Raw genomic sequence first — 18,056 nt, forward strand, 5'->3', positions numbered from 1 at the left:
GTAATCGTAAATGTAATGGGCTTAGCTCTGTTAAATGGCAGAAAACATTCATATCATTACGCAACCCGTGCGGATATATAAGGCATTCTCTGTCTTATAAGAAGCGTACGTTGCGTATATCGTAACGTACGCTTTTTATGCATTTTTGTGCATATCGTCAAGCGGCGGTATGCTTTTTTTTGTTTATTTTTCCTTGTATGGTTACGATGGAAATTTTGGAAGGTGGAAAAATGTGATGAGATTGTATGGGTTACGAAATGTAAATGTGATGGGTTTGGATAGTGGATAAAGAAGTGAGAGTTAAAAGAGAACGAGAAGGGAGAGGTTACATTGTTATCAGTATTACTAAAGTTAAAATGGTTTTTTAGGGAGCATTGGAAGAGATATAGTATCGCCATTGGAGCTCTTTTAATTGTAAATATAGTTGAAGTTATTCCCCCGAAAGTGTTAGGGGTTACGATAGATAATATCAAAACAGGAACGTTATCGAACGAAGCAATTATACAGTCTATTCTTATTTTAATAGGGGTTACGATCGTTGGGTATGGCCTTACTTTCGTGTGGCAACATCAATTGTTTGGCGGTGCATTTGTACTTGAGAAAACGATGCGCTCTAAATTTATGGGGCATTTACTTAAGATGACACCGACGTTTTATCAAAAAAATCGTACTGGCGACTTAATGGCGAGAGCAACGAATGATTTAAAAGCAATCGCTATGACAGCTGGTTTTGGTATATTAACGCTTGTAGATTCTAGTTTATACATGCTTACGATTGTCTTTATGATGGGATTTACAATTAGTTGGGAGCTTACATTTGCAGCGCTTATCCCGCTTCCAATTATGGCGTATGCGATGAATATATATGGAAAAAAACTGCATGAAAGATTTACAGTTGCGCAAGATGCGTTTGGTGATATGAACGATAAAGTACTTGAGTCAATAGCTGGTGTGCGCGTTATTCGTGCATATGTACAAGAGAATGCAGATCAGGAAAGATTTCATCGTTTAGGAGATGACGTCTACGAAAAAAATATGAAGGTAGCGAGAATTGATGCATTATTCCAACCAACTGTGAAAATGCTTGTCGGTCTTAGTTATTTAATCGGTTTAGTGTATGGCGCATACCTTGTGTTCCAATCAAAGGTGACGCTTGGCGAACTCGTTTCTTTTAACGTGTATTTAGGAATGATGATTTGGCCGATGTTTGCAATTGGTGAATTAATCAATGTTATGCAAAGAGGAAATGCTTCGCTTGACCGTGTGAATGAAACGTTAGCGTATGAGCCAGATGTAAAGAATCCAAAACATCCAAAGCTTGTGCAAGAGCCGGATTATATTCAGTTTGATGAGGTGTCTTTCTCATACCCTTCATCAACTGAAGAAAATTTAAAGAAGGTTTCTTTCACATTAAAGCAAGGAGAAACGCTAGGGGTTGTCGGAAAAACAGGAAGCGGAAAAACGACGCTTGTACGTCAGCTTCTTCGCCAATATCCGCTTGGAGATGGGGATATTGCGGTCTCTGATGTGACATTAGATAAAATAACGAATGAAAATGTACTCGGATGGATTGGGTATGTACCTCAGGAACATATTTTGTTCTCAAAAACAGCGAGAGAAAATATTTTATTCGGAAATAGGGAAGCGACTGAAGAAGAACTTGAGAAAGCAATTGAAATTGCGGCGTTTACAAAGGATTTAGAGTTTTTACCAGAAGGGTTAGAAACGCTCGTTGGAGAGAAAGGTGTTTCTTTATCAGGAGGGCAAAAACAAAGGATCTCGATTGCACGAGCTGTTATTCAAAATCCAGAAATTTTAATTTTGGACGATTCTTTATCAGCTGTTGATGCTCGTACGGAAGCAGCGATTATTGAAAATATAAGAACAGAAAGAAGCGGAAAGACGACGATTATTACGACGCACCGTTTATCTGCCGTACAACATGCGGATTGGATTCTCGTTATGGATGAGGGGCAAGTAATGGAAGAAGGTACACATGCTCAGCTTATCCAGAGCGGAGGCTGGTATGCTGAGCAGTTTGAAAGACAACAAGGTGAAAGTGAAAGTGCGGATAGTGGGGTGAAAATATGAGCGTTTCAAAACGATTATTTCAATATGCGATGAAAGTGAAAGGAACGATTTTTGCAGCGATGTTAATGTTATTTATTTTCGTCATTGCAGAGCTTGCTGGTCCTTTCGTCGCTAAAACGATGATTGATGATCATATCGTCGGGATAGAGAAACCTTGGTATGAAACAGAAAAGAGTGAAGAAGCTGTTTCATATAATGGCGCTTTTTATAAGCGAAGTGATCGCTTTGAACAAGGCGAGACAAAAGGTAAAGAAGTACGTGTGATGCAAGTCGGTTTTCAATATTATTTTGTACCGAATAAAGTGAATATTGAAGGGTCACGTACTGTAAAAGGTGATATGATTACCGTTCAAAATGGTAAGGCGGTGCAAGTGTATAAAGCGAAGGCATTAACGAAAGAAGAAGTGTTTGCGTTTTATAAACCAGAAATAAACCGTCTATTATTACTTGGTGGTGGCTATTTCGCTTTATTAGTAGTCGTATCATTATTTGCATACGGAAAGCAGTTCTTCTTGCAGAAGGCAGCGAACAAAATTATTCAAATTATGAGGGAAGATGTTTTTTCTCATATTCAAACGTTGCCAATTCGGTACTTTGATCATTTACCGGCGGGGAAAATTGTTTCGCGTGTGACGAATGATACAGAAGCCATTCGTGATTTATATGTAACGGTGCTGGCAACATTCGTTTCTAGTATCATCTATATTATTGGGATATTCGCTGCGCTATTTTTATTAGATGTGAAGCTCGCTTCATTATGTTTATTAATTATCCCAATTTTAATTGTTTGGGCGATTCTTTATAGAAAATATGCGTCTGTATACAATCATAAAATGCGCTCTCGTTTATCTGATATTAATGGAACAGTGAATGAATCCATTCAAGGGATGCCAATTATTCAAGCGTTCCGTCAAGAGCGTGAAACGAAAAAAGAGTTTGAAGAATTAAATGGCGATTATTTTAAGTATCAAAATAAAATTTTAAATTTAAATGCAGCGACTTCGCATAACTTAGTAGCCGTATTAAGAAATATCGCTTTCACAGGAGTAATCTGGTATTTCGGCGGTGCGTCATTAAGTGCTACAGGTATTATTTCACTTGGGGTACTGTATGCGTTCGTCGATTATTTAACACGATTATTCTCGCCAATTACGAATATGGTGAACCAGCTTGCAAACTTAGAGCAAGCGCGCGTTGCATCAGAACGTGTATTTGAATTGTTAGAGGAAAAAGGAGAAGCGGTAGAAGAAGAACGTATGCCTCGTTTAAAAGGAAATGTAAAATTTGATAATGTATCATTTTCTTATAATGGAAAAGATGAAGTGTTAAAAAATATTTCTTTTGAAGCAAAACAAGGTGAGACAGTGGCACTTGTCGGTCATACTGGATCAGGAAAAAGTTCTATCATGAATGTACTCTTTCAATTTTATGAGTTTGAAAAAGGAAAACTTACGATTGATGGTCACGATGTAAAAGAAATGCCGAAACAAGCAACTCGTGAGCATATGGGAATCGTACTGCAAGACCCGTTTCTTTTTAGCGGGACGGTGGCTTCCAATGTAAGTTTAGAAAATGAAAAAATTTCAAAAGAGCGCATTGTAAAGGCGCTACGTGATGTTGGTGCTGAAAGATTTGCAAACAATATAAATGAAGAAATTACAGAAAAGGGAAGTACGCTTTCCACTGGAGAACGTCAGCTTATTTCGTTTGCTAGGGCGCTTGCTTTTGATCCAGCTATCTTAATTTTAGATGAAGCAACGTCTAGTATTGATACAGAAACAGAGGCGATGATTCAACAAGCACTAGAAGTTGTGAAAAAAGGAAGAACGACATTTATTATTGCTCACCGACTTTCAACAATTAAAAGCGCAGATCAAATTATTGTGCTTGATAGAGGAACCATTTTAGAAAAAGGCTCTCATGATGAACTCATGAAAAAGCGCGGGCGTTATTACGATATGTATAAAACGCAAATGGAAGGCAATCAGAGTGCTTAACAGATATGGAGGAGAACTTGTGATTTTCACAAGTTCTTTTTATTGATGAACATGTCGACTCTTTAGCAAATTACGACAGTTAAATAAGAAGTATTGTTTTACCTTTTTCTTTATAAATGCTATATTAAAAAATGTTACTTATTTTTTGTATGTAGCGTTATTTTTCCCTTTTGTTTGATTATGAAGAAAAAGGATAAACTAAATAAGAACATTTTCATTGAAAAATTGTTCAAGATTGCATACAATCAATATAGTTTTTAAATTCCTATCAGAATACTTGGAGGATTACTATCATGAAGAAATTATTTTCAGTGCTTGCAGTAACTACTTTAGCGATCGGGATTGTAGCCGGCTGCGGTAAAGAAGAGAAAAAAGATACAGCTAGTCAAGACGCTTTACAAAAGATTAAACAAAGCGGTGAACTTGTAATTGGTACAGAAGGTACATACCCACCATTTACGTTCCACGATTCAAGCAATAAATTAACTGGATTTGATGTTGAATTAGCAGAAGAAGTTGCAAAACGTTTAGGTGTAAAACCTGTATTTAAAGAAACACAATGGGATAGCTTACTGGCTGGCCTAGATGCAAAACGTTTCGATATGGTTGCAAACGAAGTTGGTATTCGTGAAGATCGTCAAAAGAAATACGATTTCTCTAAGCCATACGTTTCATCTTCAGCGGCATTAGTTATTGCAAAAGATAAAGATAAGCCTGCTACATTTGCTGATGTAAAAGGACTAAAAGGAGCACAATCTTTAACGAGTAACTATGCAGATATCGCTAAGAAAAATGGTGCGGAAATTATTGGTGTAGAAGGATTTAGCCAGGCAGCAGAATTATTAGCTTCAGGACGCGTTGATTTCACAATCAATGATAAGTTATCAGTACTAAACTACTTAGAAACGAAAAAAGATGCGAAAATTAAAATTGTAGATACTGAAAAAGAAGCTTCAGAAAGTGGATTCTTATTCCGTAAAGGTAGCACTAAGCTTGTACAAGAAGTAGATAAAGCGTTAGAAGATATGAAAAAAGACGGTACGTATGACAAAATAACGAAAAAATGGTTCGGTGAAAATGTATCTAAGTAGTGCATTGGTTTCAGATCGATTGTCTACTTGGATAGATATTATGCAGTCTTCCTTCATGCCTATGCTGAAGGAAGCTGTTTTTACGACAATTCCATTAACGCTTATTACATTTATTATCGGGATTATACTGGCAACGTTAACGGCGCTCGCACGTATTTCTGGTAGTCGTATTTTACAATGGATTGCTCGTATCTATGTATCTATCATTCGCGGAACGCCACTTCTTGTACAGTTATTTATTATTTTCTATGGTCTTCCAACTCTTAATATTGAAGTTGAGCCATATACAGCAGCAGTTGTTGGATTTTCATTAAATGTCGGTGCATATGCATCTGAAATTATTCGTGCTTCTATCCTTTCCATTCCGAAAGGGCAGTGGGAAGCAGCTTACACAATTGGGATGACATATCCACAAGCATTAAAACGTGTTATTTTACCACAAGCAACGCGTGTATCAATTCCACCGCTTTCGAATACATTTATTAGCTTAGTGAAGGATACTTCATTAGCATCATTAATTTTAGTAACAGAAATGTTCCGAAAAGCGCAGGAAATTGCGGCGATGAACTACGAGTTTTTAATTGTTTATTTTGAAGCAGGTCTTATTTATTGGGTTATTTGTTTCTTATTATCAATCGTACAACAGATGTTAGAGAAGCGTTCAGAACGCTACACATTAAAATAATCCTTTTACAAAAGGAGTTTTTGTTTTTATGATTTCAATTCAGCACTTACAAAAAAGTTTCGGAGATAATACCGTACTAAAGCATATAGATTTAACAGTTGAGAAAGGCGAGGTTGTTGTTATTATTGGACCGTCTGGATCTGGTAAAACGACATTCTTACGTTGTCTTAACGTACTAGAAACACCAAACGCCGGTAGCATTCGCATCGGCAATAAAGAGCTTAATTTTGCTCAAAAAGTATCGAAGAAAGATATTGTAAATCTTCGTACACAAACAGGTATGGTATTCCAGCACCATAACTTATTCCCTCATTTAACAGCACTTCAAAATGTAATGGAAGGGCTCATTACAGTGAAAAAAGTAGGGAAAGAAGAAGCAAAGAAAAAAGCAAACTACTTCCTTGAAAAAGTTGGTTTAGCAGATAAAGTGGATTTATATCCATTTCAATTATCAGGTGGTCAACAACAGCGCGTTGGAATTGCGCGCGCGCTTGCGATGGAGCCAGAAGTGTTATTATTTGATGAGCCGACTTCAGCGCTTGATCCTGAACTCGTTCAAGAGGTTTTAAAAGTAATGAAAGAACTTGCTAAAGAAGGCATGACGATGGTTATTGTAACGCACGAAATGCGTTTTGCACATCAAATTGCGAACCGTGTTATTTTCATGGATGGTGGTGTCGTTGTCGAACAAGGTACACCAGAAGATGTATTTACAAATCCAAAAGAAGAACGCACGAAAAAGTTTTTACAAATGTTGCAGTAAATTAAGAAAGGTCTCAGGGTATATGCCCTGAGACCTTTTTGCCATTTATATTTATTTGTGGAATCCGCCAAGGCTTTGCTCAGCCATTGCAACTAGACGTTTTGTAATTTCTCCACCAACTGAACCGTTAGCGCGAGCCGTAGAATCTGCTCCTAATTGTACACCAAATTCTTGAGCGATTTCGTACTTCATTTGATCGATTGCAGCTGTTGCACCTGGTACTACTAATTGATTTGAAGAATTTTGGTTTGCCATAGGAATATATCCTCCTTAGAGTTATAAAAGTTTTTTTGGTTGGACTAGCTGGAGTTGAACCAGATTATCGCCCCGGTTGGCGCTAATCCATCGGTAATTAAGTTTGTACTCATAGTATGGATGTTACCTAGAAAGATATACAAAATAATAATTTGTAAATTTTGTCAAAAAAACTTATTGATTTCGTAAATTATGAAATAAGAGTAATCGTTGTATTTTTAAGAAAACAGGCCAAACTAAGGAGGATATTAAATATAATTTTCTCATTGTAGCCTGCTACTTGTAGGCTAATCATTAGCTTCTTATTTATGATTTATTGAAATGAAATCGGTAGCAACTTCATAGTTCTATTTTTAAGTAGGGATGGAGTGACCGCTCCTATGCATGGGTAGGTGCTCTCTTCAATCTAAAAAAGAGAGGCTTTAAACGATAACGTATGGAGGAATCATGATGGGGATTTGCCCGCTATGCAACGCATTAGAATCACAAACATATTCTTGTCAAAATTGCCAAAGTATACTCCAAGATTATGGGAAGTCTGTAGATTACATAGACGATTATAGTGCCTATATGGATCAAGAATTATTAAGTGCAGTAGATGGTTTAACGCATAATAATTCAAATGAATATTGCAATCATATTTTTTATTGCGGAGTATGTAACGTGGAAACAGAGGTTGTAGTAAAACTTGTGTAAATAGAAAACTTCCACCTTATTATCTAGGTGGAAGTTTTTGTTTTTGTATTTGTGAGTGAATCATAGGAGAAGGGATATGTTCGGTATTTGTTGAAGTCTTGGATTTTATTTGAGACATTTTTTCTTTTGTATCGCGTAAAGAATGTTCAGTTAAGTAGACGGCATATTCGTAAAATAACTGGCGCGTCATTTCACTTTGCTCTTTTAACTTTTCATCTTGGAATACAGTTCGCCCAGGTTTAGAGTTGGCTTCAAAGAGCCACGGATTTTCCTTTGTGTCTAAACCGACATCAAAACCGATTTCTCCAATATTTCCGGTTACTTGTTCATCGAGCGCGTAACTTATTTGTAAGGCAGTATGTTTTAATTTGTTTTCAATTTGAACTTGTTTCGTTGAATCTGGGAAAAGCTCTTGCAGTAATTTTGTATCACCGCCGCTATTTACGTGCGTTGTTAAACTGCCTTTGCCAGCGATTTTGGCGACGATTGCACTAACTATCCAATTACCGAAATGATTTTTATTTGTATGAATGCGGAAATCAACAGGTTGCCCATCGAAGCGAAGTAACGAAATACCTTGCTGCACGATAAACTTTTTTAAATCATGTCCTTTTAATACGTGGTTTAGAAGCGTTTCTAATGATTGATACTTTCTCAGTTTATTTTCTTCATTTTCGCGATAACGACAGTAGTAGCAATTTTCTGTTTGAGAATAAAATATTTGATGAATATTTCTACCAAAGCTTCCGTGTATTGGTTTCATGTACACAGATTTATACGTGCCAAGAAACCGCTCTACTTGTTCAAAATGCTGAAATGCTTCTGTGTTTGGTAAGAAGGGTCTAATTGATTCATCTTTCATAAGAAGTTGATGAACTTCCCATTTATTGAAAAAACCTGGGTTAAACCATGGAATGGAGTAGTCATGTTCTAACTTTCTTTTTGCTCTGACAATTGGTTTGTAATTTTCTGCTTGTCGATTTGGTAATCGATCGTAAATGACATTTGGTAAAGGAACCTTTTTCTTTATCCATTGTTTCTCTTGAAAGAAATATCCTTCAATCGTTTCTTCTTCCCAGTTTATATGTTGAACGCCAAAGACGAATACGAACGGTCGTAATGAAAATGGTGGTGTTAACAACTCACTGAGGGCAATTGAACGATTTCCTAAAGGGTTAGAAGAATCATCGTTAAAGCCAGTTGTAAAAATGCCGATTAATGGTCCGAAAATAATTGTTTGGTTTTGTGTGAATGCATGAATAGTGGTTGATTGAGGTAGTAAAAGTTTTTCGGCAATATGTTTCCCGATAATAATTTCGCGAGTAAAGGAATAATGAATTTTCACCTCTTCACTTGCAATGTGACGTATACCGAAGGAGAGGGATGTAATAGGCGGCGTAATAGAAAAAACGTAAGGTAAAGTAATGCTATTTGGATTTTCATCTGAAATGTTTAATGTATATATATGTTCTTTCAAAATAGGTTTACCTCCTTTCATTATGGTGTAAAGCGACTGAATTTAAGTGGTCCGTGAAATATCTTTTCAGCTAATGAATCACTATGACGAATGTATTGTTCGTAAGGAGGGATTGTGTTGACATACATAAGCCAGATTGCACCTTTTTGATCCATAATTGTGGAAAGTTCTAGTTCAAATAACGAAGAATAAGACTGATCTAGTGTTTGGACTACTTCATTTATAATGTCGTGTAAAGCGTCGTGCAATAGTTGCACACCCGTACTAGATAGTACGTATTTAATTTTTGAAAATGAATGTAATGAATCATCGTCTGTTGCTGAGGGTAAAAGCTGATTAGGAAATGAACTTTTTTGTATAAATTGACCGATAACATTCCAAGTTTGTTCTTTGTTTTTTTGCAAAATGGTTCGAATATGGAGTGGATATGTTAGTTGATTTGGTGGTTGTAGCATAGTGTGCGCTATGTAACGTGATGAGGGTATGTTAGATTTGTACCAAGATATAAATTCGTCTGTCCGTTTGAGTGGAATAGAAGTATGATATTTTTCATTTACTGTATCGATATGAAACGTTTTATTTTTGTAAGCAATTCGATATAAGTTATCCTTAGAATGTATATTAGTGGGGCGTATAATAATATCTTTAGTTTTTAACAACAGTTTGAAAATGTTTTGTATCGTTGCAATTTCAAATTTTGGTATATAAGGAGACAGTTTCTTATTAGTGAGAAATAAATCATGTAGTTCACTTAAATTAATAAGTGTGTTATTTAAAAAGGTAGTGGAAGGACGATTGTGCAAAGAGTGAATAATTGATGTTGCTTTTTCAGAGTCTGTTTCCTCGTGAAAAGAATAACGATCATATATATAAGAAGGAATAGGGAATGTTTGCTCTTTCCATTTTCCTGTATCTGTATCGTAAATAAGACCAGAAACAAGGTCTGTTTTAGGATCAATACAAAATGGCGTAAACTGGGCAACGACATTATGATAAAGCCGAGCGCGTTTAGCGATTTCGGTGTAATATGTTTGCTCATAATGAAGTTTAGAAGCTAAAAGACCGAGAACCAACGAAATCACTCCTTTACTACTATTTGCATAATAGGCGAAGCTATATATTGCAAATACGTTTTTATACCATTATACTTTTGTCCGTATGATGATATGCTATAGTTTTGGAGAAGTGAAAGGTTGATTGTAATGAATATATGGTTAAATATGTTAACGACGACAGGACTCGGAGCAATTATTGGGGGATACACGAATCATTTAGCGATAAAAATGTTATTTCGTCCTCATCGTCCTATTTATATCGGAAAGTTTCAAGTTCCATTTACACCAGGATTAATTCCGAAGCGTCGTGATGAACTTGCTGTTCAATTAGGGAAAATGGTTGTAGAACATTTGTTAACACCAGAAGGAATCGGAAAAAAGCTAACAAATGAAGAGTTTCAAAAAGGTTTAATCCACTGGGCGCAAGTGGAAGTGGATAAAGTAATTACGAATGAACAATCACTGCGACATATGTTAGAAGAATGGAATGTAGCGCATGTAGAAGAAGAAGCGACTCGAAAAATCGAACATGTAATTACAGAAAAAATTCATGCATTTTTAGCAGAGTATTATACATATACATGGGAACAGGTTTTACCTCATTCTGTAAATGAAAAAGTAGAGAATGCGATTCCGAATGTCTCGGCGTTTATTTTAGAGCGAGGAATTAGCTTTTTTGAAAGTGAAGAAGGGAAAGGTCGTCTTTCAAAAATGGTTGATGATTTCTTTGCTTCTCGCGGAACGCTACTTAACTTAGTCGGAATGTTTTTAGGAAATGTAAGTGTAGTGGATCGTGTGCAGCCAGAAGTTATTAAATTTTTAGGTCAAGATGGTACAAAGCAGCTTTTAACTGATGTACTGCAAAAAGAGTGGGAAAAGTTAAAAGGAAGAGATGTAAAAGAATTAGAAGCGTTTGTAGAGAAAGAAATGATTGTAAGCTCCGTGCTGTCAGCAGTTAAAGTAGAGGAAACAGTGAGTAAGTTTTTAAATCAATCTGTTCAGCAAGTATGTGAACCAGTTCGAGAAACAATCATTGAAAAATTGGTTCCAAGCGCAGTAACGGAAGGCTTAAAGTGGGGAACAGAAAACGTAGAGAGTATACTAAACAATCTACACCTTGCGGAAATTGTCCAGCAAGAAGTGTCTACATTCTCAACAGAAAGATTAGAAGACTTAGTGCTGTCTATTACGAAAAACGAATTGAAAATGATTACGTATTTAGGAGCGTTATTAGGCGGAATGATTGGTCTCGTGCAAGGATTGTTACTATTGTTTCTTAGATAATAAGGTGAGTACATAGAAATAAAAGTGAAATTTCTTCACATCTCTTGCATAGTTTGATATGGTAAGAAGAGGTGCGTATGTAAATGCACTGAAAAGGCAGTGCGAGTGAAAAGCGCTAGCCTTCTAAAGGAGGAAAAATAAAATGACAAAGAACATTCATGATGTTGCATATGAATTACAAAAAGCAATCGCTGAAAACGATGACTTCAAAACGTTAAAAGAGAGCTACGCAGCCGTTCAAGCTGACACAGCTTCAAAGAACTTATTCGATGAGTTCCGTACAATGCAACTTAGCCTACAACAAAAAATGATGCAAGGCCAAGAAATCACTGAAGAAGACAATCAACAAGCGCAAGAAGTTGTAGCTCGCATTCAACAAGATGCTAAAATTACAAAATTAATGGAAACTGAGCAACGTCTAAACGTTGTAATCGGTGACGTTAACAAAATTATCATGAAGCCACTTGAAGAATTATATAGCGTGCAACAACAAGCGTAATAGTGGAAGACGCTCCTAGTTTAGGAGCGTCTTTTTTGTTTAGGGAATTTAATAGTTATACCACAAAAACTCCCTTTCAAAATAGCCATTTCTTATTGCTTATTTTGAAAGGGGTATGTAATACATCTAATTTTTTTTATTGCTGTTAATTGAGGTTTTAATATTTTTTTCGTTCAAAAACTTTTCAATCTCTTTTTGTTTCCTCCCATTTATTTTCTCAAAGCGCTTTGTAAAAGAAAAATCAGTTTTGAATAAGTTACCATCTTGAGCGAGTTTGTCTAATTCTTGATCTAGTTCTACTGAAAGTGCTGTAGATGATGAAATAAATTCATATATTTCTTTTGAAGGCTTTTTGTAATCATCAGGGATTGTATTGTTACTAATAAAATTATGGAAGTTTGTATCATTTTGTTTCGCTAACTCTATTAGTTTTTGTAATTTTTCTCGGTCAGATTCAGTGATATTTTCATCGGATGTAGTGGATGAAAGTGGAACGATGTTTTCGTCTAACTCTCCGCTATAATTTAAATAACTTTTTATATTTTGTTTCATTTCGTCTTCACTAATATTTTCATTTTTCTTTGAGGAACTAAATATATTTTCTGGAACTTTAATAGCAACATCTTTAATAGATTGTACATCGTTTTCTTCCTTAGGTTGTACACTGTTTGAACAAGCTGATAGAAATAACATTGTAAGTAACATGAGTGGATATAAAATATACTTTTTCATATTAATCTCCTTTTATATTCATTAGTATCTTTGTAAAATAGCTAAATTCCATTTTAAATACTTAACTAAAAGTGAGTATATATGTTTTATTAATTGATAAGATATGACGGATATTAGTAAGCCGATGCAAAAAGCTATAAATACATTATAAACATCGGAATAACTGATTTGATGAAACCCTTTAAAGAATCCTAATCCTATTAATAAGATAGGTGAAATAATTAATAATGGTGTAGCAATTATAAGTGCTAGAAGAAGCGGTAATAGAAAGAGTAATACGAAAAATGCGATAATGATAAATATAAAGTTTAAAACACTTAAGCTCATAACAGAAAACAGTGCTGTCATAATATTTTTTAGGCTGCGCCTATTGTCAGCATTGCTTATTGCATATGAAACATTAAGTTCTTTAGCGATAGCTTTAGGGTTTCCTAGCTTTTTAGAAATTTCCTCTTCAGATATTCCATCTTGTTTACCACTAATAAAATGAGTTTCGTACTCCGAGATAATATCCTCCTTTTCTGAATTAGACATATTCCATAGGGAAGAACTAAGTTGCTTTAAAAATTCACTTTTGTTCATAACAATCACTTTCCTTTATAAAATGATGAATTACAGCTGAGAATCCTATCTTTTTTCTAAACAGCACAATCTGTATCTTCCTTTTGAAGGGGGATATACTAATTGTAAATGACATTCCAAATAATGGGTGTTCCATTATTTACAAATATATCACTTACTATTATTCTTTGCAAGGTACTGTAAAATTGTTAATAATGTGAATGGATGGAAGTATTTTTGTACATTTTTAGGAGAGATATAAAAATGTTATTTTAAGATAAACAAAAGGTTGTAAGCGTATTCTTTGGATGTTGTCAAAATAATTTCAAATTCATATTGTTGGAAAAATAATGCATTTGTAATATAATGATAACGATACTTCACCACATTAATTAACTAGGTGAAATTAAAGTCTTTATTACACACATTATGAAATAAAGGGATGATTAGTTTGAGTACAGGTGTAAAAGCAAACGACGTGAAGACAAAAACAAAAGGAGCAGATCTTGTTGTTGATTGTTTAATTAAACAAGGTGTTACACATGTTTTCGGTATTCCAGGAGCAAAGATTGACTCTGTATTTGATGTATTGCAAGAAAGAGGACCAGAGTTAATCGTTTGTCGTCATGAACAAAATGCAGCATTTATGGCAGCTGCTATTGGTAGATTAACAGGGAAACCGGGCGTATGTCTTGTAACTTCAGGACCAGGGACATCAAATTTAGCGACAGGTCTTGTTACTGCGAATGCGGAGAGTGATCCCGTTGTTGCTTTAGCTGGTGCAGTACCGCGTACGGATCGATTAAAACGTACGCATCAATCTATGGATAATGCTGCACTATTCGAACCAATCACAAAATATAGCGTAGAAGTAGAGCATCCGGATAATGTACCAGAAGCACTATCAAATGCATTTCGAAGTGCTACCTCCACAAATCCGGGAGCAACTTTAGTAAGTCTTCCGCAAGATGTTATGACTGCGGAAACGAATGTAGAGTCTATCGGTGCGCTTTCTAAGCCACAGCTTGGAATCGCTCCCACACATGATGTTACATATGTAGTAGAAAAAATAAAATCAGCGAAATTACCAGTTATTTTACTCGGTATGAGAGCGAGCACAAATGAAGTGACGAAAGCCGTTCGTAAATTAATTGCAGATACAGAACTTCCTGTCGTTGAAACGTATCAAGCAGCTGGTGCAATTTCGCGTGAACTAGAAGATCATTTCTTCGGCCGCGTTGGATTATTCCGTAACCAACCAGGTGATATTTTACTAGAAGAAGCGGATCTTGTTATTTCTATCGGTTATGACCCAATTGAGTATGATCCGAAATTCTGGAATAAACTTGGAGACAGAACGATTATTCATCTTGATGATCATCAAGCGGATATCGACCATGACTATCAACCAGAGCGTGAATTAATTGGCGATATTGCCTTAACTGTAAATAGCATCGCAGAAAAATTACCGAAACTTGTATTAAGTACGAAATCAGAAGCAGTGTTAGAACGATTACGCGCGAAATTATCAGAACAAGCAGAAGTTCCAAACCGTGCTTCTGAAGGTGTTACGCATCCGCTTCAAGTCATTCGCACACTTCGTTCTTTAATTAGTGATGATACAACTGTTACGTGTGACATCGGTTCCCATTCTATTTGGATGGCGAGATGTTTCCGTTCTTATGAACCACGTAGACTATTATTTAGTAACGGTATGCAAACGCTAGGTGTTGCACTTCCTTGGGCAATCGCAGCTACTTTAGTAGAACCAGGTAAAAAAGTAGTTTCCGTATCAGGTGACGGTGGTTTCTTATTCTCAGCGATGGAGTTAGAAACGGCAGTACGTTTAAATTCTCCGATCGTACATCTTGTTTGGAGAGACGGCACATATGATATGGTTGCATTCCAACAAATGATGAAATACGGCAGAACATCAGCTACAGAGTTTGGCGATGTTGATCTTGTGAAATATGCGGAAAGTTTTGGGGCGTTAGGTCTTCGTGTTAACACACCTGATGAATTAGAAGGGGTATTAAAAGAAGCATTAGCAGCAGATGGTCCTGTCATTATTGATATTCCAATTGACTATCGCGACAACATTAAATTAAGCGAAAAATTATTACCAAACCAATTAAACTAATGGAGGCAGATTTGAGATGACTGTTGCGCAATTAATTGATATTGATGCAAAAAAAACGAAAACGAGTAATGAAGTATATCAAACATCTACAATGCTTGCGCTATTAGATGGTATATATGATGGTGTGATTAGCTTTGAAGATTTGAAAAAACATGGTGATTTCGGCATCGGCACATTTGATCAATTAGATGGTGAAATGATTGCATTTGATAATGAATTTTATCATTTACGTTCAGACGGTTCAGCAGAAAAAGTAGAGCCAGAAGAAACAACGCCATTTGCGACTGTAACGTTTTTTGAAAAAGAAATGAGTTATACGGTAGAGCATCCGATGAATCGTGAAGAAGTTGAAGCGTTATTACATGAATTAATGCCAAGTAAAAACTTATTTTACGGTATTCGAATGGACGGTACGTTCCGTGAAGTAAGGACGAGAACTGTTCCAAGACAAGAAAAACCGTATACACCGCTCGTTGAAGTGACGAAATCACAACCAATCTTTTCATTTGAAAATACAGAAGGTACGCTTGCTGGATTTTGGACACCAGATTATGCGCAAGGTATTGGGGTAGCTGGATTCCACTTACATTACATTGATGATGAAAGAAGCGGGGGCGGACATGTTTTCGACTATGTTATAGAAAACTGTACGATCCAAATTTGTCAAAAAGCTCATATGCATTTAGCACTTCCAGAAACAGCTGATTTTATGGCGGCTGAATTATCAAGAGAAAATTTAGAGGATAATATTGCAACTGCGGAAGGTGCAGAGTAAGAAGGAAAGACTGTTCCATTTTGGAACAGTCTTCTTTTATTCGTAATGTTATTATTTGGCGATAAATCGATATTTCTTGTCGAACCGTTGATATATTGTAAGTTACGATAGATATATTCGAAAAATCGTTGATATCGCTTACTTCTTTGAAACAAACGGATGCCCCTCATAATAAAATCGCCACGGATAATGAACAGCTTCTTCTGCATAGTCGATGTTAATACGGGGCCCCGCCGTTACTTTATATTGTGATGACATGTGTTCTTCTTTTGGAACTAATTCAATATGTAACGTATCACTTTGTAACGATACGCCGCGTTCTTTTAAAGTGATGCCAAGTGCACGGCATAGTTTGCCAGGACCGTTTGTTAAGTTTTTATATTGCACTTTTGTAATGTCTGTTTTATTGAAGCGCGCTAGTTTTATTTCTTCAATACCGTCTACTGGTTCAAGTGCTCGAATGAGAACACCTTGTGGGGTGCCAACTGACGCTGTAATAACGTTAAAGCAATGATGCATACCGTAAATTAAATATACGTAAGCATGCCCTGGTGCACCAAACATAACTTCTGTGCGATCTGTCCGTCTGCCTCCGTAACTATGTGCGGCCTTATCATCTGGGCCTTTATATGCTTCTACTTCTACAATGATTCCGCTTCGCTTTATTCCGTCTACAATATGAACAAGTTTTTGTCCGAGTAATTTTTTTGCGACTTCTAACGTATCGCCTTCATAAAAGGAAGGTGGTGCCTGCATTGTACTATCTCCTTTGCTAAGTGTATATGTATATAGTAAACCAAATTTTCAGTAGTAATTCTAACTCGTTCTATTTGCTACATTTATTTCATAAATTATGGATAGAGTACAACAGCGAAGAGGGGGAGTGCGACATGATTTATCGCTTACTAGCTCTTAATATAGATGGGACACTACTATACAACAATGGAAAAATTGCAAAAGGGTTAAGAGAAACAATTGAATTTGTGAAAAGAAAAGATGTATACGTTACGTTATTTACGAGTCGTAATTTTCAATCCGCTCATAAAGTAGCAAAGGCGTTAAAATTAGATTCTATATTAGTGACACATGGTGGTGCTTTCGTTTCAGCAACTTTAGATAAGCCGTACGTTCAAAGGAGATTATCTGAAGAGAAGACTTTTAACATTGTGCAAGTGTTAGAGCACTTTGATTGTAACGTACGTATTTCTCATGAACGGTTTTCGATAGGAAATCGTGAGAGAAATACACCAAACTTAATTGCGCGCACTGTATTATCAAGCGCAGATCCGTTATTTTATCCAGTTCAATTTGTAGATTCGTTAGGTGACGCGCTTCGTGACCATCCGGTAGCGGCGCCAAAAATTGATGTTATTTTCCAAAGTAAAGGTGAAAAAGAACGCGGACTAAATACATTAAGAAAAGCGTTCCAAGATATTGAGTATGTTGAATGTGATTTAAAACGAATAGAAATCTTGCCACAAAATGTATCGAAGTTACGCGGATTACAATTGCTTGGAGAGCATTTAAATATTTCGCTAAATGAGATGGTTGCGATTGGAGATAGTATGGAAGATTTAGAGGTTATTGAAAACGTGGGACTTGGGGTAGCGATGGGGAACGCACCTGTAGAATTAAAGCAAGCAGCAGATTGGATCACACGTTCAAATAGTGAGAACGGTGTAGAGTATATGATTAAAGAGCATTTCCGTAAGCAATTCCCGCTTCCGTTTTTGAAGAATCATAAAAATACACCGAAACAATGAAGGGAAAACGTAGCTTTGTGGCTACGTTTTTTTATTGAGCTTATTAAAAGGAATGAAAACGTTTTAAATTGTGAATTGTGTATGGGATTCATACAATTCACTTGAATCCTCCAGAAAACTAATGTAAAGTGGATGATGTTGCCAAAACAGTTACACCACATGAAATATTCTTCAGATTAATTTTATTGGGCT

Annotated in this window: 17 protein-coding genes; 11 read left to right on the forward strand and 6 right to left on the reverse strand. The window is 36.1% G+C overall.

Annotation, left to right across the window (positions count from 1 at the left end):
- Nucleotides 1–330: 330 nt before the first annotated feature.
- From JFU02_RS23825 to JFU02_RS23845, 5 genes are all read left to right on the forward strand, one after another.
- Complete coding sequence (locus tag JFU02_RS23825) at nt 331–2,091, forward strand: ABC transporter ATP-binding protein (protein WP_000953784.1); 1,761 nt, start codon at nt 331–333, stop codon at nt 2,089–2,091.
- Nucleotides 2,088–4,088, forward strand: coding sequence for an ABC transporter ATP-binding protein (locus tag JFU02_RS23830; RefSeq protein WP_000116621.1), 2,001 nt, complete (start codon nt 2,088–2,090; stop codon nt 4,086–4,088). The genes JFU02_RS23825 and JFU02_RS23830 overlap by 4 nt, the downstream gene beginning before the upstream one ends.
- 293 nt (nt 4,089–4,381) lie before the next feature.
- Nucleotides 4,382–5,179: an amino acid ABC transporter substrate-binding protein gene (locus JFU02_RS23835; RefSeq protein WP_000732844.1), complete on the forward strand. Its 798-nt coding sequence runs from the start codon at nt 4,382–4,384 to the stop codon at nt 5,177–5,179.
- Nucleotides 5,166–5,864: an amino acid ABC transporter permease gene (locus JFU02_RS23840; protein WP_000281496.1), complete on the forward strand. Its 699-nt coding sequence runs from the start codon at nt 5,166–5,168 to the stop codon at nt 5,862–5,864. The genes JFU02_RS23835 and JFU02_RS23840 overlap by 14 nt, the downstream gene beginning before the upstream one ends.
- A 28-nt stretch (nt 5,865–5,892) precedes the next feature.
- Entirely contained in the window at nt 5,893–6,627 is a 735-nt protein-coding gene (locus JFU02_RS23845) for an amino acid ABC transporter ATP-binding protein (protein WP_000623613.1), read from the forward strand.
- A 51-nt stretch (nt 6,628–6,678) separates the two neighbouring features.
- On the opposite strand, the gene sasP is transcribed toward JFU02_RS23845, so the two are convergent.
- Nucleotides 6,679–6,882, reverse strand: a complete 204-nt coding sequence (gene sasP, locus JFU02_RS23850; RefSeq protein WP_000013338.1) for a small acid-soluble spore protein, SasP family — start codon at nt 6,880–6,882, stop codon at nt 6,679–6,681.
- Nucleotides 6,883–7,332: 450 nt separating this feature from the next.
- Here sasP and JFU02_RS23855 point away from each other — a divergent pair, with 450 nt between their 5' ends.
- Nucleotides 7,333–7,578 carry a hypothetical protein gene (locus tag JFU02_RS23855; RefSeq protein WP_000510474.1) on the forward strand — a complete coding sequence of 82 codons (246 nt, stop codon included), beginning with the start codon at nt 7,333–7,335 and terminating at the stop codon, nt 7,576–7,578.
- 19 nt (nt 7,579–7,597) lie between these two features.
- On the opposite strand, the gene JFU02_RS23860 is transcribed toward JFU02_RS23855, so the two are convergent.
- Both JFU02_RS23860 and JFU02_RS23865 read right to left on the reverse strand, forming a co-directional pair.
- On the reverse strand, nt 7,598–9,055 hold the full coding sequence (locus JFU02_RS23860; RefSeq protein WP_201071720.1) for a YheC/YheD family endospore coat-associated protein: 1,458 nt from the start codon (nt 9,053–9,055) through the stop codon (nt 7,598–7,600).
- 20 nt (nt 9,056–9,075) lie between these two features.
- Nucleotides 9,076–10,128, reverse strand: coding sequence for a YheC/YheD family endospore coat-associated protein (locus JFU02_RS23865; RefSeq protein WP_000242804.1), 1,053 nt, complete (start codon nt 10,126–10,128; stop codon nt 9,076–9,078).
- A gap of 129 nt (nt 10,129–10,257) precedes the next feature.
- On the opposite strand from JFU02_RS23865, the gene JFU02_RS23870 reads away from it, so the two are divergent.
- Together JFU02_RS23870 and JFU02_RS23875 are read left to right on the forward strand one after the other, a co-directional pair.
- Nucleotides 10,258–11,394, forward strand: coding sequence for a DUF445 domain-containing protein (locus tag JFU02_RS23870; protein WP_201071722.1), 1,137 nt, complete (start codon nt 10,258–10,260; stop codon nt 11,392–11,394).
- Between the two features lie 142 nt (nt 11,395–11,536).
- Nucleotides 11,537–11,893: a YlbF/YmcA family competence regulator gene (locus JFU02_RS23875; protein ID WP_201071724.1), complete on the forward strand. Its 357-nt coding sequence runs from the start codon at nt 11,537–11,539 to the stop codon at nt 11,891–11,893.
- Nucleotides 11,894–12,019: 126 nt separating this feature from the next.
- On the opposite strand, the gene JFU02_RS23880 is transcribed toward JFU02_RS23875, so the two are convergent.
- On the reverse strand, nt 12,020–12,625 hold the full coding sequence (locus tag JFU02_RS23880) for an NDxxF motif lipoprotein (protein WP_000760029.1): 606 nt from the start codon (nt 12,623–12,625) through the stop codon (nt 12,020–12,022).
- A 21-nt stretch (nt 12,626–12,646) separates the two neighbouring features.
- Nucleotides 12,647–13,207 carry an HAAS signaling domain-containing protein gene (locus tag JFU02_RS23885; protein ID WP_001042978.1) on the reverse strand — a complete coding sequence of 187 codons (561 nt, stop codon included), beginning with the start codon at nt 13,205–13,207 and terminating at the stop codon, nt 12,647–12,649.
- 430 nt (nt 13,208–13,637) lie between these two features.
- On the opposite strand from JFU02_RS23885, the gene alsS reads away from it, so the two are divergent.
- Together alsS and alsD are read left to right on the forward strand one after the other, a co-directional pair.
- Nucleotides 13,638–15,326, forward strand: coding sequence for an acetolactate synthase AlsS (alsS, locus tag JFU02_RS23890; RefSeq protein ID WP_061667599.1), 1,689 nt, complete (start codon nt 13,638–13,640; stop codon nt 15,324–15,326).
- A gap of 16 nt (nt 15,327–15,342) precedes the next feature.
- Nucleotides 15,343–16,101, forward strand: a complete 759-nt coding sequence (alsD, locus tag JFU02_RS23895) for an alpha-acetolactate decarboxylase (protein WP_000215018.1) — start codon at nt 15,343–15,345, stop codon at nt 16,099–16,101.
- A 138-nt stretch (nt 16,102–16,239) separates the two neighbouring features.
- Here the strand turns inward: alsD and JFU02_RS23900 are convergent, their stop codons facing one another.
- Nucleotides 16,240–16,857 carry a DNA-3-methyladenine glycosylase gene (locus tag JFU02_RS23900; RefSeq protein WP_001148776.1) on the reverse strand — a complete coding sequence of 206 codons (618 nt, stop codon included), beginning with the start codon at nt 16,855–16,857 and terminating at the stop codon, nt 16,240–16,242.
- A gap of 134 nt (nt 16,858–16,991) precedes the next feature.
- On the opposite strand from JFU02_RS23900, the gene JFU02_RS23905 reads away from it, so the two are divergent.
- Nucleotides 16,992–17,864, forward strand: coding sequence for a Cof-type HAD-IIB family hydrolase (locus JFU02_RS23905; RefSeq protein ID WP_000640414.1), 873 nt, complete (start codon nt 16,992–16,994; stop codon nt 17,862–17,864).
- Nucleotides 17,865–18,056: the final 192 nt, after the last annotated feature.

The sequence above is a fragment of the Bacillus sp. TH13 genome, from assembly GCF_016651175.1.
GTDB lineage: Bacteria > Bacillota > Bacilli > Bacillales > Bacillaceae_G > Bacillus_A > Bacillus_A thuringiensis_S.

What these genes read in the sequence shown, in the direction of transcription:
- JFU02_RS23830 (WP_000116621.1), top strand. Translation starts at nt 2,088, where the DNA reads ATGAGCGTTTCAAAACGATTATTTCAATATGCGATGAAAGTGAAAGGA.
- JFU02_RS23835 (WP_000732844.1), top strand. Translation starts at nt 4,382, where the DNA reads ATGAAGAAATTATTTTCAGTGCTTGCAGTAACTACTTTAGCGATCGGG.
- JFU02_RS23840 (WP_000281496.1), top strand. Translation starts at nt 5,166, where the DNA reads ATGTATCTAAGTAGTGCATTGGTTTCAGATCGATTGTCTACTTGGATA.
- JFU02_RS23845 (WP_000623613.1), top strand. Translation starts at nt 5,893, where the DNA reads ATGATTTCAATTCAGCACTTACAAAAAAGTTTCGGAGATAATACCGTA.
- sasP (WP_000013338.1), bottom strand. Translation starts at nt 6,882, where the DNA reads ATGGCAAACCAAAATTCTTCAAATCAATTAGTAGTACCAGGTGCAACA.
- JFU02_RS23855 (WP_000510474.1), top strand. Translation starts at nt 7,333, where the DNA reads ATGGGGATTTGCCCGCTATGCAACGCATTAGAATCACAAACATATTCT.
- JFU02_RS23870 (WP_201071722.1), top strand. Translation starts at nt 10,258, where the DNA reads ATGAATATATGGTTAAATATGTTAACGACGACAGGACTCGGAGCAATT.
- JFU02_RS23875 (WP_201071724.1), top strand. Translation starts at nt 11,537, where the DNA reads ATGACAAAGAACATTCATGATGTTGCATATGAATTACAAAAAGCAATC.
- JFU02_RS23880 (WP_000760029.1), bottom strand. Translation starts at nt 12,625, where the DNA reads ATGAAAAAGTATATTTTATATCCACTCATGTTACTTACAATGTTATTT.
- JFU02_RS23885 (WP_001042978.1), bottom strand. Translation starts at nt 13,207, where the DNA reads ATGAACAAAAGTGAATTTTTAAAGCAACTTAGTTCTTCCCTATGGAAT.
- alsD (WP_000215018.1), top strand. Translation starts at nt 15,343, where the DNA reads ATGACTGTTGCGCAATTAATTGATATTGATGCAAAAAAAACGAAAACG.
- JFU02_RS23900 (WP_001148776.1), bottom strand. Translation starts at nt 16,857, where the DNA reads ATGCAGGCACCACCTTCCTTTTATGAAGGCGATACGTTAGAAGTCGCA.
- JFU02_RS23905 (WP_000640414.1), top strand. Translation starts at nt 16,992, where the DNA reads ATGATTTATCGCTTACTAGCTCTTAATATAGATGGGACACTACTATAC.